Source organism: Pedobacter terrae (genome assembly GCF_036946585.1).
Taxonomy (GTDB): domain Bacteria; phylum Bacteroidota; class Bacteroidia; order Sphingobacteriales; family Sphingobacteriaceae; genus Pedobacter; species Pedobacter terrae_C.
Map to the genome: position 1 here is coordinate 106,820 of NZ_JAQIIV010000006.1, position 15,321 is coordinate 122,140.

8 protein-coding genes are annotated in these 15,321 nt (G+C 41.8%); 2 read left to right on the plus strand and 6 right to left on the minus strand.

Translation table 11 applies throughout. The annotated features are described in order from the left end of the window. Positions 1–276: 276 nt before the first annotated feature. Together PGN18_RS11155 and uxuA are read right to left on the minus strand one after the other, a co-directional pair. Positions 277–1,944, minus strand: a complete 1,668-nt coding sequence (locus PGN18_RS11155; RefSeq protein ID WP_335319570.1) for a glycoside hydrolase family 43 protein — start codon at positions 1,942–1,944, stop codon at positions 277–279. Between the two features lie 82 nt (positions 1,945–2,026). Continuing rightward, positions 2,027–3,211, minus strand: a complete 1,185-nt coding sequence (uxuA, locus tag PGN18_RS11160) for a mannonate dehydratase (RefSeq protein ID WP_335319571.1) — start codon at positions 3,209–3,211, stop codon at positions 2,027–2,029. A gap of 475 nt (positions 3,212–3,686) precedes the next feature. Here uxuA and PGN18_RS11165 point away from each other — a divergent pair, with 475 nt between their 5' ends. Then, positions 3,687–4,562, plus strand: a complete 876-nt coding sequence (locus PGN18_RS11165) for an alpha/beta hydrolase (protein ID WP_335319572.1) — start codon at positions 3,687–3,689, stop codon at positions 4,560–4,562. Positions 4,563–4,580: 18 nt separating this feature from the next. Continuing rightward, a complete protein-coding gene (locus tag PGN18_RS11170) occupies positions 4,581–7,043 on the plus strand; it encodes a glycoside hydrolase family 95 protein (RefSeq protein WP_335319573.1) in 2,463 nt (820 codons plus the stop codon). Positions 7,044–7,828: 785 nt separating this feature from the next. Here the strand turns inward: PGN18_RS11170 and PGN18_RS11175 are convergent. The 4 genes from PGN18_RS11175 to PGN18_RS11190 form a co-directional block, all read right to left on the minus strand. Further along, positions 7,829–9,898, minus strand: coding sequence for an alpha-glucuronidase (locus PGN18_RS11175; RefSeq protein WP_335319574.1), 2,070 nt, complete (start codon positions 9,896–9,898; stop codon positions 7,829–7,831). 82 nt (positions 9,899–9,980) lie between these two features. Then, positions 9,981–11,354 carry a glycoside hydrolase family 43 protein gene (locus PGN18_RS11180; protein WP_335319575.1) on the minus strand — a complete coding sequence of 458 codons (1,374 nt, stop codon included), beginning with the start codon at positions 11,352–11,354 and terminating at the stop codon, positions 9,981–9,983. A gap of 69 nt (positions 11,355–11,423) precedes the next feature. Next, entirely contained in the window at positions 11,424–14,051 is a 2,628-nt protein-coding gene (locus PGN18_RS11185) for a glycoside hydrolase family 3 protein (protein WP_335319576.1), read from the minus strand. Positions 14,052–14,190: 139 nt separating this feature from the next. Next, entirely contained in the window at positions 14,191–15,279 is a 1,089-nt protein-coding gene (locus tag PGN18_RS11190; RefSeq protein ID WP_335319577.1) for an endo-1,4-beta-xylanase, read from the minus strand. Positions 15,280–15,321: the final 42 nt, after the last annotated feature.

A 15,321-nucleotide genomic window follows, 5' to 3' on the forward strand; every position in this document is an offset into this window, starting at 1 on the left:
AAATTTATTTATTACTCCTATTGATTTTTATACGATAAATTATTCCTCAAGGTGGCGAATTGCATGAGTGATGGTCGTTACGCGGAAGCTTTTTCTACAAATAGTCTGTCCGGATTTTCGGCGGCGAGATCTACCTTTGAATAAAAGACCCTGAAACACCCGTCCGACTGGCCGGGCGGAAGTTCAGGGTGACGAACCAAAAGCGTGATCGCCAATGCGAGAAGGTTTCTTCGTTCCTCCTCGCAATGACGGATTTTCTATAAAATCTATAGATTGTTATTTCGAATGATAAATATTGTCATTCCCACTGTAATCAATCCATTTGAAGCTGGCTTGGTTATCGCTTGGTTGACCAGAAGATGTGGCATACAATGCAAAAAGCGATCCGATAAATCCGCCGGCAGCCTGCGTGCTTAAATACTTGCCATCAACATCTTTTTTCAGCGTCAACCATTCGCCACTATTTCCCTGACGATATTTGAAGTCATAAAGACCACCTTTGGCTTCAATCTCCAGCTGAAGATCGGCTGATGAATTAGAGAGCGGTAATTCCTTAAGTAATACCATTTGGTTTGCGGCCTTATCGCCTTTAAAAAGCTGAATGACGCCTTTATTTTCTTTAACGGATTTACACATGAAATAAAAATTATACTCCCCCTGGAAAATCATTAAGCCCGCTTTCTCATTTTCAGATTTTGGTGAAAAATGAAGTGTTGTACTCGCCGAACAGAACATGTGTTGCTGTCTTTTTCCGAGGAAAGCCGGATTTGTTTTTTCCATGCAGGTTTCGGGCTTGAGTTTCATCGTTAGCCCATTTTTCTTATCCAGTTTGTACCATGAGCTGTCGTTTTTTCTTAAAAATAATAGCGATGGATCCAAACCTCTATCAAAAGTGGTGCGATAAGAAAAGTTACCGCTTTGCGGTGGAGTTCCCTTTAGTTTAACCTCTTTAAAATTCGCCTCATATTGATATTGTACTTCTTTAAAGTCTGGATTGATTATCGGCCATCCATCGGTCCATTTAACTGGCGCTATAAAAGTTTCTCTTCCGGTGTTGTAAAAATTTCCTTCGTATGGACGCACGGCAAGAAAAATGGCGTAAGTTTTTCCATCAGGTCCCTCAACCAATTCTGCGTGACCTGTAGAGGTAATCGGGTTCGGGCGGTTGGGGTCTAAATCCCGCTGTGTGAGAATTGGATTTTTTTCATAAGGTACATACGGGCCGATAGCAGACCGACTTCTAAGTATAACCTGTGAATGATTAACACTTGTTCCACCTTCGGCAGCGCAGATATAATACCAGTCTCCGCGTTTAAAAATGTGTGGTCCCTCGATCCATACTGGCTTTTTCGAAATATCTACTCCACCATTTACCAGCAAGTGTTCAGTACCCACAACTTTGAGAGTTGCAGGATCGAATTCAAAGGTGCGTATGGTACGGTGGCCACTGTAAAGGGGTTTATTGTCTGGAGCATCACTATTGTAAACAATATAGGCTTTATCCTCATCAAAAAATAGCGATGGATCTATTCCCCTTACTTCGCGTAGCCATACCGGATCGCTCCATGGACCTGCAGGATTTTTAGCTGTCATTACAAAATTTCCGCCCTTATCTATATTGGTACAAGTCATGTAAAAAGTCCCCTTATGGTAATTGATAGAAGGCGCGAACAACCCGCGGGAGGTACCATCGCCAAAAAAAGTCATCTGCGAATTCCGCTCAATTACATTTCCAATCTGTTTCCAATTTTTTAAGTCCTTACTGTGAAAAACGGGGATACCAGGAAAATAAGAAAAGGTGGAATTAACCAGGTAATAGTCAGAACCTACCTTAGTGATACTTGGATCGGGATAAAAACCAGCAAGAATGGGATTGGTAAATTTGATCTGTGCAAATGCCTGAGTAGTGAAGCATAACAAGAATAAATAAAGGATTTTTTTCATAATAGTATTTGGTTATTGAAGAAATATGTCCGGGTTTTTATTGATTTTTAAATTTAAACCTGATTAAAAGTTGCCCGGGCATTTACTGAGTTAAATTTTCTGTTTTTAAAGTTTCGCTAATGCCTAATTCAAGTCCGCGTAGTTCTGCAAGGCCTTTTAGTCTTCCTATAGCAGAGTAGCCAGGGTAAGGATTTTTATCTAAATCATCAAGCATTTGGTGTCCATGATCAGGCCGCATAGGGATGGCACGGTTCTGGGCAAGCATAAGTTTTAGGATAGCGGTGACCAAAACACTCATCTCCGCATTTCCTTCCAGGTGGTTGGCTTCATAAAAGTTGCCGTTATCTTCCCGCTGAACACTGCGCAGATGTAGAAAATAGATTTTGCCTCCTAAACGTTCAATCATCCCTTTTAAATCATTATCTGGCCGCGCACCAAAAGAACCACTACAAAAGCAAAGTCCATTAGAAGGCGCAGGCACAGCCTGTAGTATTTTTTGTGCATGCGCTTCTGTACTCATAATTCTTGGTAAACCTAAAATCGGGTAGGGAGGATCATCCGGATGGATGGCTAATTGTAGCCCGCTTTGGTCAGCTGTTGGCGTGATTTCCTGCAAAAAACTAACTAAATTATCACTCAGTGTTTCTGCTGAAATGTTTTGATATCCTTTTAACAAAGCAAGGACCTGATCTCTGGTAAAATGATCTTTACTGCCAGGCAATCCTTGCAAACAGTTGTTCATCAAGGTGTTTTGCTCCTGTGCATTGAGTTTACTAAAGAAATTTTTGGCATCTTCCAATTCCTGCGCCGTATAATCAGCGCTTGCGCCAGGTCGGTTTAGCAAATAAAGGTCAAAGGCAATGAAAGCTGTTTTCTCAAACCGTAAAGCAAGTGCGCCGGTTTGTGTTTTAAATTTTAAATCGGTCCGCATCCAGTCTAACACTGGCATAAAATTATAGGTAATCACTTTGATTCCGCAGTTGGCCAGATTTTTCAGACTAATTTTATAATTTTCAATCCATTGTTGATACTCGCCTTGCCGCTTTTTGATGTCTTCATGTACAGGTAAACTTTCTACCACTTCCCATACCAGCCCAGCAGATTCAATAAGTGATTTTCGGAATAATATTTCTTCCTCTGACCAGATTTCGCCAACGGCAATGTGATGTAAAGCAGTTACCACACCCGTACAGCCTGCCTGCTGGACGTAGTCGAGCGTAACGATATCGTCAGGTCCATACCAACGCATGGTCTGGATCATTTTCATGGCAAAATGGTATGGTTTTCAAAGATTTTAAAACTGCAGATCATCGCATTTCCTATCTGCTTTTTACGTTGAGCAGTAATATATCGCCGCTCTTTAAGGTTGTTTTTCATATTTGGTTTTTAGGTTTGGTCCTGTAAAATGTTATACCCGCAACCATTTTGACTTTTTTCTGCAACAGATCGCTAAAAAGCTTAACCCTGCTAATTTTTTCTTAGCTTAGTTGATGTTTAAAGTCGGTTAATTACGAGACGCTTCCGGTCAGATACCTTTTTCTGAACAGTATCGTTAAACCGAAGTTCATTAAAGATTTTTAAATAAATGATGATTTATTCTGCTCAAAGGCATTTTTGAACATTTTTGCACTCAAAATAATCAATGGTTCCATCATGCTGCGGCGCGATGCAATAAGTTTGTAGTAATAATTAATTGTGGCAGTTACTCCCATATTTCTGCCAACCACCGCTAACCAATTCAAATGAAACGATTAATCTCCATCTTTGCCACATTGCTTTTTATTCAAACTGCAGCTTTCGCACAAAAGCAAATTTCTACAGCACCTGCAGGTTTTGATGTTAACCAGGAAAACATCCCTCATGGAAAAATAGATACGATCCAGTATGCATCAAAAACTGTTGGGGTAACCAGGAAAGCTACTATTTATTTCCCTCCAGGTTACCTGAAAACCAAAAAATACCCGGTTTTATATCTGCTCCACGGGATTGGCGGCGATGAAAAGGAATGGCTGAACGGCGGTAAACCTCAGGTAATTTTTGATAACCTGTACGCTGCGGGAAAGCTTGCACAGATGCTGGTGGTGATGCCGAACGGTAGGGCGATGAAAGATGACCGTGCTACCGGAAATATTATGGCTCCAGATAAAGTTAATGCCTTTGCAACCTTTGAAAAGGATTTGTTGCAGGATCTGATTCCATACGTAGAAAAAAATTATCCTGTTTTTAAAGATAGGGAACATCGTGCCCTTGCCGGATTGTCTATGGGCGGCGGGCAATCCTTAAATTTTGGTTTGGGTAATTTGGATACATTTGCCTGGGTTGGCGGTTTTTCTTCTGCGCCAAATACCAAAGTACCCGCAGAATTAGTACCAGATCCGGTAAAAGCTAAAACCCTGCTTAAGTTGCTCTGGATTTCCTGCGGTGATAACGATAGATTGCTTAATTTCTCTCAACGTACCCACGAGTATCTGGTAGAAAAAGATGTTCCCCATATTTATTATGTTGAACCAGGTGTACATGATTTTAAAGTATGGAAAAATGATCTGTATCTATTTAGTCAGTTGTTGTTTAAACCGGTTGATCAGGCTGCATTTCAAAAGTATAATCTAAATCCTTAACGAAGATTATTCTTTTCCATGAAAAAATTTGCGACCCTGCTGCTCTTCATCACAGTTGTTTTATCAAGCATTGCCCAGCAAAAGCCAAAGTTAAAATTATGGTATAATAGTCCTTCCGGCCAAATCTGGGAGAATGCATTACCTGTGGGCAACGGACGGCTTGGCGCGATGGTTTACGGCAATGTGGTGAATGAAATTATTCAGTTAAATGAACATAGTCTTTGGAGCGGTAGCCCGAATAGAAATGATAATCCTTTGGCATTAGATTCATTGGAACGCATTAGAAAGCTGATTTTTGAAGGTAAACAAAAGCAGGTAGAACTGCTTGCCAACAAAGTGATCATCAGTAAAAAGTCGCAGGGACAGATTTTTCAACCTGTTGCAGATTTGCACCTTGATTTTGCTGGTCATCAAGCCTATACCAATTTTTACCGCGAATTAGACATCAGTAATGCGTTAAGCACCACCACTTATCAGGTAAAAGATGTTATTTACACCCGGCGTGTGCTGGCTTCACTGGCTGATGGCGTAATTGCGGTTGAGCTTCGCTCGAGTAAACCAGGTACATTAAGCTTTACGGCTTCGTTATCATCCCTGCAGCCTAATGCGAAAGTTAATACGCTAGTGCCAGGGCAAATTGAAATTACCGGAACCTCCACTGCGCACGAGGGTGTGCCGGGACTTGTCCGCTTTAACGGGCTTGCGGGATTTAAAAACAGCGGTGGTAAGATATCCAGTACCGAGCGTACCATTGTGGTAGAAAATGCCAATGCGGTAACCATTTATTTGGCTATTGCCACCAGCTTTATCAATTATAAGGATGTTAGCGGGGATGAAAAGTTAAAGGCCAGGGAAATGTTAAGCCGTGTTTTACCTAAAAAATTTGAGACCGTTTTAAAAGCACATCAATTACAATATCACAAATATTTTGATCGGGTAGATCTATCACTGGGCAAAAGCGATTTTGAATATGTTCCTACAGATATCAGGCTCAAGAATTTTAACTCAGTTAACGATCCGCAGTTTGCAGCCCTGTATTTCCAATATGGACGTTATCTGCTTATTTCGAGTTCTCAGCCTGGCGGACAGCCTGCTAACCTGCAGGGCATCTGGAACAATAAATTATATCCACCATGGGACAGTAAGTATACGATCAATATTAACGCAGAGATGAACTATTGGCCTGCCGAAAAAACAAATCTGGCCGAATTGCATGAGCCTTTTTTAAAAATGGTTCAGGAACTGGGAGAAACCGGAAAACAAACTGCGCACGATATGTACGGCGCCAGGGGATGGATGGCTCATCACAATACAGATATCTGGAGGACTACTGGTGCGGTTGATGGTGCATTCTGGGGCGCCTGGACGCATGGCGGCGGTTGGGCCAGTCAGCACCTTTGGGAACACTATCTTTACACCGGAGATCAGTCGTTTCTTAAATCAGCCTATCCAACTTTAAAAGGGGCAGCCATGTTTTATGTTGATTTCCTGGTTAAAGATCCAAAAAGAGGATTTTTGGTGATTAACCCCGATATGTCTCCTGAAAATGCACCTCCAGCGCATCAGGGTTCTTCGCTCGACGCCGGAACAACCATGAGTAATCAAATTGTATATGATGTTTTTAGTACCGTTATTCGCGCAGGAGAAATTGTGGGTGAAGATAAAGCGTTGATGGATACGTTGAAAAAGATGCGCAGCCAGCTGCCGCCAATGCAGGTTGGACAATATGGCCAGTTGCAGGAATGGATTGATGATATTGATGATCCAAACGATAACCACCGGCATGTATCTCACTTATATGGCTTATTTCCTTCCGCTCAAATATCGCCATACCATACACCAGAATTGTATGCTGCAGCCCAAAAAACACTGTTGCAGCGCGGCGATGTTTCTACAGGCTGGAGCATGGGATGGAAAGTAAACTGGTGGGCAAGGCTGCTGGATGGAAACCACGCCTATAAACTTATTCAGAACCAGTTAACGCCCGTGGGAGGAAACCGAGCAAGTGGAGGTACTTACAATAATCTTTTTGACGCACACCCGCCTTTTCAGATTGATGGTAATTTTGGATGTACTTCGGGTATCGCGGAGATGCTGATGCAATCAGATAACGGTGCCATTCAACTTTTACCTGCACTACCAGATGTATGGAAGGCGAGTGGGCATGTTAACGGTTTAAGAGCAAAGGGTGGATTTGAGATTGTCAAACTGGAATGGATAAATGGTAGGATTACTAAATTGGTAATCAAATCTCATTTAGGAGGAAACTTAAGGATCAGGGTACCTAATGAATTAAATTTATCCAAACTTGAAGCCAAAAAGGCCACTGGTGAGAATCAAAATCCTTTTTTCTTTATTACAGAAACCCCAAAACCTGGAATTTCCAAACTGGCACCTGCTGTAACCGTTGCTTTGCCAGAAACGCAATTGTATGATATTAAAACAGACGTGGGGAAAACTTATACGCTGTATAAAAAATAAAAAAATCGTGCTCTTTTTAACCACAAAGTTCGCAAAGTTTTATCGCGAAGAATGCAAAGCTGGGGGTATGTTATTGTACAGCTAACTATAATAGACTAGTCGTTATCTCGACTGAAAGACCCTGAAACGAGTTCAGGGTGACGATATCTTGGAGGAATTATTGAATGGATTTAACTTCGCTGAAGCTCGGGTTCGCGACTGCATTGCGCTGGCTTTCAGTGATGGATTTTGCTAGTGCGATCTTCATCCCGACTGAAAGATCCCGAAATGAGCGACCATTGATGCTATTTACAATTACTTATAATGAGTGGATTGCGGCATTATGTATTCCGTATATTCAGGCCAAAGCACGGCATCTCCGTTCTACTTAAAACCGGCCTAACAAATTTTTCGGACTCCACTGACCGAGCCCTATTACTGGCTTTGAAAGAAAAATTTTCAGCCGGCATTTTATTAATGGTTGTCTATTGTTTTTATTGGTATTAATGAGCTCGGCAATGCCTCGGTTTTGTTACTTTTTGATGCCAAAAAGTAAGAACCATTCGGCGGCGGTGAGCCGAGGCAAGACTGCGCCATAGGACTAAAGAAAACAATTGTACGTCAATCATATTGATTTTTAAAAAATAAATACCCCCCAGGGTGACGGTTTGGATGGATTTAGTGTCGTTGAGTTTTCTGCGCTTGAATCTATCGAAATAGATTTCTCGACTGCGTTGCACTTCGCTCGAAATGACAATCTTGAGGTGTGAAATAATCTTTAGGGACACAATTCTATATTGATATTTCTACTGGTAATCCCTGCTTTTGGTCAGTTCCTTTAGTGATTGAAGATCATGAATGGGGCGCTCCATTTCAAATGGAATTTCCCTTCTGCTAAACTGCTGAAAATAAAGTAAACAGGCATCTTTCCAAATTTGGGCATCTCTGCTTTGCGTTCGCAGTTTAGATTGCACTTCTGAGAAACGTTCACTGTCTATCGATCCTTTTATTTTATCCCAGTCTTTTTGAAAAGATCTCACCTTTTGAACGCCATGGTCATATCGGATGCAGAGTTCCGTCCATAAATCCTTTCCGTTTTTTAATCGGTAAGACCACGGCACGTGGTGAAACCAGAGCAGATACATTTCCGGACAGCTGGAAAGGCTATTGAAGGTTGAGCTTAATGGCTCATGATATTGATCAACGGCATCACTTCCGTTGCGGGTCCTATCAAAACCTATTCCTACTGTATCTGCCTTATGGTAATAAACAGAGGTCCAGTCGGGGCGAATTTTATCATTGGAAAACCAGGGTGCCGGACCATAATGATGTCCTTCTGCAAAAATGTGGTGTAAACCCAATGGCATCATATAATCAACAGCTGCTTCTCTGCTCTCCAGCATCATCTGTTGGGTGATTTCAACAAAGTTGGCGTCGGTTTTCTTTTCTTTATCAAGAAAAGTCTGTTTGATCCATTCTTCCGCAATCGTTTTGCTTTCGAGTTTGTTATTCCAGGCCAGGCGTCCGAAAGCATACCAGTTTGCCTGGGCAAAAGTGTGTCCGGTCCAGTTGATATCGTTGCCTATATTGGCCACTCCTGCAATGGCGGTAAAATCTGTTTTGCTTAGTGAGCCATCGGTGCAGGCGGCTACGGTACTGCCTTTTCCATTTTTATAAGTGTCGCTGTTTAAACATTCTTCCCATAAAGTAGAAAGAAAAACCAATTGCCTGGAGGCGCCCAGGTATTCCTGGGTGATCTGGAATTCAGGCATCACTGGTGTTTTCGACATCGCGCCGAATAATGGGCTGAAAGGTTCTCTGGGTTGGAAATCAAGAGGACCGTTTTTAACCTGCAAAATTACATTTTTCTTAAAAGCGCCATCCAGCGGTAAAAATTCCTTGTAGGCTTGTTTGGTCCTGTCTTCAGGCGATGGATTATAAACAAAGGCACGCCACATCACGATGCCACTAAAGGGTGCCAGGGCATCGGCCAACATATTCGCACCATCCACATGGGTTCTTCCATAATCCTGCGGGCCGGGTTGTCCTTCGCTGTTTGCTTTAACCAGAAATCCTCCGAAATCAGGGATGAGTTTATAAATTTCCGCTGCTTTATCTTTCCACCATTGTTTAACCTGAGGGTCTAAAGGATCTGCCTTTTTTAATTTGCCGATAAGAACGGGCGATGAAAAATTAACCGATAAATAGGTTTTTATGCCGTAAGGGCGCAAACTTTCTGCAATTGCCTTTACTTTTTCCAGGTAAGCCCGGGTAAGTATTTTTGCAGAGGCATTTACATTGTTTAAAACAGCACCATTAATGCCAATTGATGCATTTGCCCTGGCATAGGCTTTCCACTTTTCACGGTCTTGATTTGTGATATCTAATCCATTTGCGGTATTGCCCCAAAAGATCGAACTTCCGGCATAACCTCTTTCAATGCTGCCATCCAAATTATCCCAATGGTTGAGGATTCTTCTGGAGTAGGATGGATTGGAAATAACATTGCGTTGCGGCAGGATAAGGTATTGGCGCCTCAATAATTCGTAAGCACCGTATAATAAACCCAATTCTGTACGGGCGTTGATAACGTTTTCTTCCAATTGAAATCCATCACCTTTGATCGATGGATTTCTGCTTATGTTAAGTTTAACCGTCATATTCTCCTTACCCAGCCAGCCATTTCTAAGTTCAGCTATGGTAAGATCTATGGTAGCGGAGCGGATTGTGCTGGAAACAGTAACTTTTACCGCCGAATGCTTTCGAAGCCACAGGGCATTGCCATCTTCGGCCTTTAATATTGTGGCGTGGTTTAGCACCAGCAATGCAGCAATAATTATCCCTTTAATAGATACCATTTTTCCTTTTATAGTCATGCGTGATATATTTGATCCAATTCTGGGCCACTATGGCTAGATCTTTTTGCCCTTATTGATGTTAATACCTGAATGTTTAACGCTACTCAAAACGCCACCAGTCGATATCAATTCCGTTAGCCGCATTATTACCAGATACCACAAGATATAGATCCTGTTTGCCCTTTATGGGTTCCGCTTTTCCGGTATGTAGTTGTAAACCAGATGTCTGTTTACCAGTTGAAACCAGTTTTGCAATTTGTTTTCCATCTAAACTGCCTGCGCGTACTTCCAGGCTTGTACCTGGTGAAAGGTCGCCTATTTTAGCGCAAAAAAGCTTCGGACCTTTTTTACCAAAATCTACACCTTGAATTTTGATCCAGTTATTCTTTTTCATACCTGAAACCAGCATCCCGCCATCAGCGGTATTTTTGGTCGTGATCCCATCCTGGTCTTGCAGGGTTTCGGCCTCATTGCGTTGGTAAGGATTTACTGAACCAATTTGCGTTACACCATTTGCGGTGTAAGTGATCTGAACAATCGAACCATCCGGCTTGTAATTTAACTCTTCAATAGCCAAATTCCGCTTGTAAACCGGAGGAATTCCCTTTTTTATAGCTACAAGTCTGTTATGATAAGCATGGTACCATTTTCCTTTGAATTCAAATATGCCCTGGTGATTATTGTTGTTATTATTGGGTGGCTGTGCGCCAATAACACCTTTGTAAACAAATCCGGTGGTTGGATTTTTGCTCATCATATAATCAATCCTCATTTCTGCCTTAGGGTTAGAAGAATACGAAAAATAATAATTGCCGTTTCGCTTATGCATCCATGAAGCTTCAAAAAAAGCGGGTACATGAAAGGAGCTTGCCCGACCGTTCACGCTGATCATATCTTCATTTAGTTTAATTACCCGCATATTGTCTTCACCGTTGCCGCCAAAGTATAAATAGGCCTGTCCGTCATCGTCTAAAAAGGCCATCGGATCGAACAACCACATGTTTTTTGCAGGTTGTACACCAGGAGTTTCATTATCAATTAACTTTTTGCCCAATGGATCTTTAAATGGTCCGATGGGAGAGGAGGATGTAGCTACGCCGATTCCTGAACCTCCATTACCAAAATAAAGGTAAATTTTACCGTTTCTGGCAATAACCGAAGGTGCCCAGGTTCTGGTAGCCCAGGTTACATCACGTGGTGCCTCAAACACCACACCGTGATCGGTCCAGTTTTTCATATCGCTGCTTGAAATACAAACGATTGATTTCATTTTGTAACCACTATCCTTATCATCAGTATTGTCATCATCATTTGAGGCATATAGGTAAACCCTTCCATTATACACGAGCGTGGCCGGATCTGCAAGGTGCCGATGGCTGGCAATATGGTCATCGGCAAAAGAAGTTTTAACCAAGTTGAATAACAGGAAAAATAGGAATGTGAGTTTAAGGTGTTTTTGGTTTAGTTCTTTCATTATCATTGTTTTGTAGCTATTATTCATTGTTTTATTGCAGGGACGGAGATTAGTCACCTTCATTATCGCTTAGTTTACTCTGATCACCTTTTTTATAATATTTCCGCTTTTCGTGGCGAGTTCATCTGGTTGACTGCCGCCGATGGCTAATGTAATACTGCCCTGGTAGAATTGTTTTGAACCATTTTGGTCAACATAAGCGAGATCATCGGCTGTTAAGCTGAATTTAACCAGCTTACTTTCTCCAGGTTCAAGACTGATGCGTTTAAAGCCTTTTAAAGCCTTTGTTGCTGATTTGATGGATTTCTGACTGTTGAGTTGGTACAATTGAACAACTTCATCGCTCTTAAACCTTCCTTTGTTACAAACCCTAACCGATATCTCCATTCCTTTTCCTGCTTTCAATACTGCGGGCGCAATGCACTTTTCATATAAAAACGAAGAATAGCTAAGTCCATAGCCAAATCCATATAGTGGCTTACCTTTAAAGTAACGATAAGTCCTATTGCTCATGCTATAATCGCTGAAATCGCCAAGATCCTTATCACTTGCATAAAAGGTAACCGGTAACCGCCCCGATGGGCTGTAGTCGCCAAAAAGAATATCTGCTACAGCTTCACCTGTGGCCTGGCCACCATACCATGCGTTCAGAATAGCCGGAATGTTTTCAGCCTCCCAGGGTATGGCGATGGCGCTACCGGTCATCATCACAAAAACTACTGGTTTTCCACTCTCTTTGAGCGATTTCATCAAGGCAGTCTGAACGGCAGGTAACATGATGGAAGTTCTGTCCCCACCGCTGAATCCAGGATAATCTACCCGCATTTCCTCTCCTTCCAATTGTGGAGAAATTCCGCCTACAAATATGAAGGCATCAGCATCTGCATGGGTTTTGGTCAGTGCATCGAAATCTGTTTTTACAAAGATACCTGCTTTTAAGCGGATGTTTGCACTGCCTTCGCCTTGCCAGTACTCTACAACCAGATTGTAGACTGAATCTTTCACAGTCTCTAATTTATATGTTTTAGCACCCCATCGGTTCCTGGACCAGGAATCAATTGCGTTTTTACCATTAATCATAAAACGGTATCCGTCATCCGCATTCAGTTCAAAAGTAATTGACCCTGTAATGGATGGTTTAAATGTGGTGCTGTATCTGGCAGAAAAATGGTTGGCCGTTAATTTATCGGCAATTTTTTCACCTTCCTGCCAATTGTTTTCTAATCTAGATTCTATCCGGGTTAATACTGGTGTTCCTTCAAGGGAAGTATTATTAAAATATTCTGATTTAAAGCCCTGAACGCCATTTACTTTGTATTCGCTGTTTAAATCCAGGTAACTTAAAAGTGTATCATTAGTAAATGAAATGGCCTGCTGGTAAACAACATTGGTCTGTTTGCCAACCTTTTCCCGGATGCCTGCTAAAACGGTGGTAATTTTGGAAGGAGTTCCATTATAATTACCCAATACCGAAATTGAATTATCTGCATTAGGACCCAATATCACGATTTTTTTGAGGTTCTTTTTTAAAGGTAGGGTATGTGATTCATTACGCAACAACACCATCGATTCGAGGGCCATTTTAAAGGCATGTGCTTTATGTTCGCTATTTTCAAGCACAGAAGCAGGGGTATTGGCATATTTAACCATTGAAGAAGGATCGAACATACCTAACCGGAAACGGATCATAAATAATCTTTTTACTGAAACATCAATGTCTTTTTCTTTAATAATGCCCGTTTTTACTGCTGTGATCAACGCCTTATAGGCTTCTGTACCACAATCCAAATCTGTTCCATGAAAAACAGCGTCTGCTGCGGCCGCTGCTGCATTTGGATGAGTTTTGTGGTTTTTATAAAAGTCATCTATCGCCCAGCAATCAGAGGTTACATAGCCCTTGAAGTTCCATTTCCGGCGCAGAATATCAGTCATTAGCAGATCATTGGCGCAACAAGGCTGGCCTTGAAAAGCATTATAAGCACACATTACGCCTGCAACTTTCGATTTTGTAACCAGTTTTTCAAATGCGGGCAAATAGGTATCCCACAGATCAAAAGCGCTTACCGAAGTATTGAAGACATGTCGAAGCGGTTCCGGACCACTATGTACCGCATAATGCTTGGCACAAGCGGCAGCCTTTAGGTATTTGGGATCATCGCCTTGCAAGCCCCTTACAAAAGCATCTCCAAGAGTGCCTGTCAGATAAGGGTCTTCACCGTAGGTTTCCTGACCTCTTCCCCAGCGCGGATCACGAAAAATATTGATGTTTGGTGTCCAGTAGGTTAAGCCAAGATAACGTTCATTTGTTCTTCCCTGGGCAACGGCCTTGTTGTAAATAGCCCGTCCCTCTAAAGCAGAATAGTCGGCCATTTTATAAAGCGCAGTTGGATCAAAGGTTGCAGCCATGGCAATGGCCTGAGGAAAAACAGTGACTTTGAAGGGCGTTCTGGCCACCCCATGTAAGGTTTCATTCCACCAATCGTATGCCAGAATGTTGAAACGGGGAATGGCTGGTGCCGAGTTTAGCATTTGCATAATCTTTTCATCCAGGGTCAGTCTGGAAACCAAATCATCTACCCGCTTTTCAAACGGAAGCTTGTAGTCTTGAAATGGATACTCCTGGGCGTTGACCAAGCCGCAGAAATTGCAGAAAAAGATGGCAAGAAATAATTTTTTAAGGTAGTTATGTGTTCTCATAATTGGGCTGCTAAAAGCTTACCGCTAAGAATTTTTCTTTGTATCTATTTGTTTTCCATCGGATCAAGTTAGGAATGACGATCTCCCGAGGGATACTGTCTGATTAAATTTTTCCGACACTGTAAAGCCATCGCATTAGTTAAAATTTTGTTACCTCATAAAAGGCTTTTTTAGGCATCAGATTTTGATCAAATAACAGGGGATAATTTTTCCGGCCACGGTTATCCAGCCAACTGTACTGATCTGATAAATTCCAGAAGGTTACGCCTGTTATATTGGCTTTATACTTGCGCAGCACTTCAAAAATCATTTTATATTGTTGGAGCTGCTTTTCTTCCATTTCAGGCGTAAACTGCTCCGTATTGCTACTTGTATTGCCCTGGATTAATCTTCCGCCCTGATGGCCACTATAAACCGATACATCCAACTCTGTAACCTGGATTTTAAGTCCTAACGAGGAAAATAAGGCGATGGATTTTTCCAGTTCAGACCGGCTTGGGTTATTGACAGACCAATGTCCCTGTAATCCAACCCCATGGATTGGAACCCCCTTAGCCAATAAACCTTTGAGCATCCTGTAAATTTTTTCACGTTTTAATGGCTGTTCTGTATTGTAATCGTTGTAAAACAGTTGAGCATTGGGATCGGCCTGGTGGGCATACCTGAAAGCCATTTCAACAAAATCTTCGCCGGCGATCTGGTATAGCGGCGATTTGCGGAAATAGGCAGAATCATCTGCTATCACCTCATTAACCACATCCCAGGCATATATCTCTTTTTTATACCTGCTTACAACAGTGTTAATGTGCGCTTGAATTCTTTTTAATAAAGTTTCTTTGGAGACTGCACTTCCATCTTCATTTTTAAATAACCAGCGAGGGGTTTGATTATGCCATACCAAACAATGCCCACGTAATTTTAATCCATTTGCCCTTGCAAAGGATGCTATAGAGTCTGCCATTTTCCAGTTATAGGCATTTTCCATGGGATGTATCGGACCCATTTTCATCGCATTTTCAGCTGTGATGCTGTTAAAGTGGTTCAGAATCAAATTTCGCTTATCACCACTAAGGTCCCATGGGGTAACGGCTACACCTATGGGAAAATATTTCTGGTAATAATCTTTCAATCCTTTGGTGTTAAGCTCCTTGTTTTGAAAGGCACTGAATATGATACCCGCAACAAGTAGTGGAACGGCCAGATAGGTGATGATGTTCGGTTTTCTCATATTTGATTAGGTAAGGCGATAATGTTGCAAAATCGTACGTTT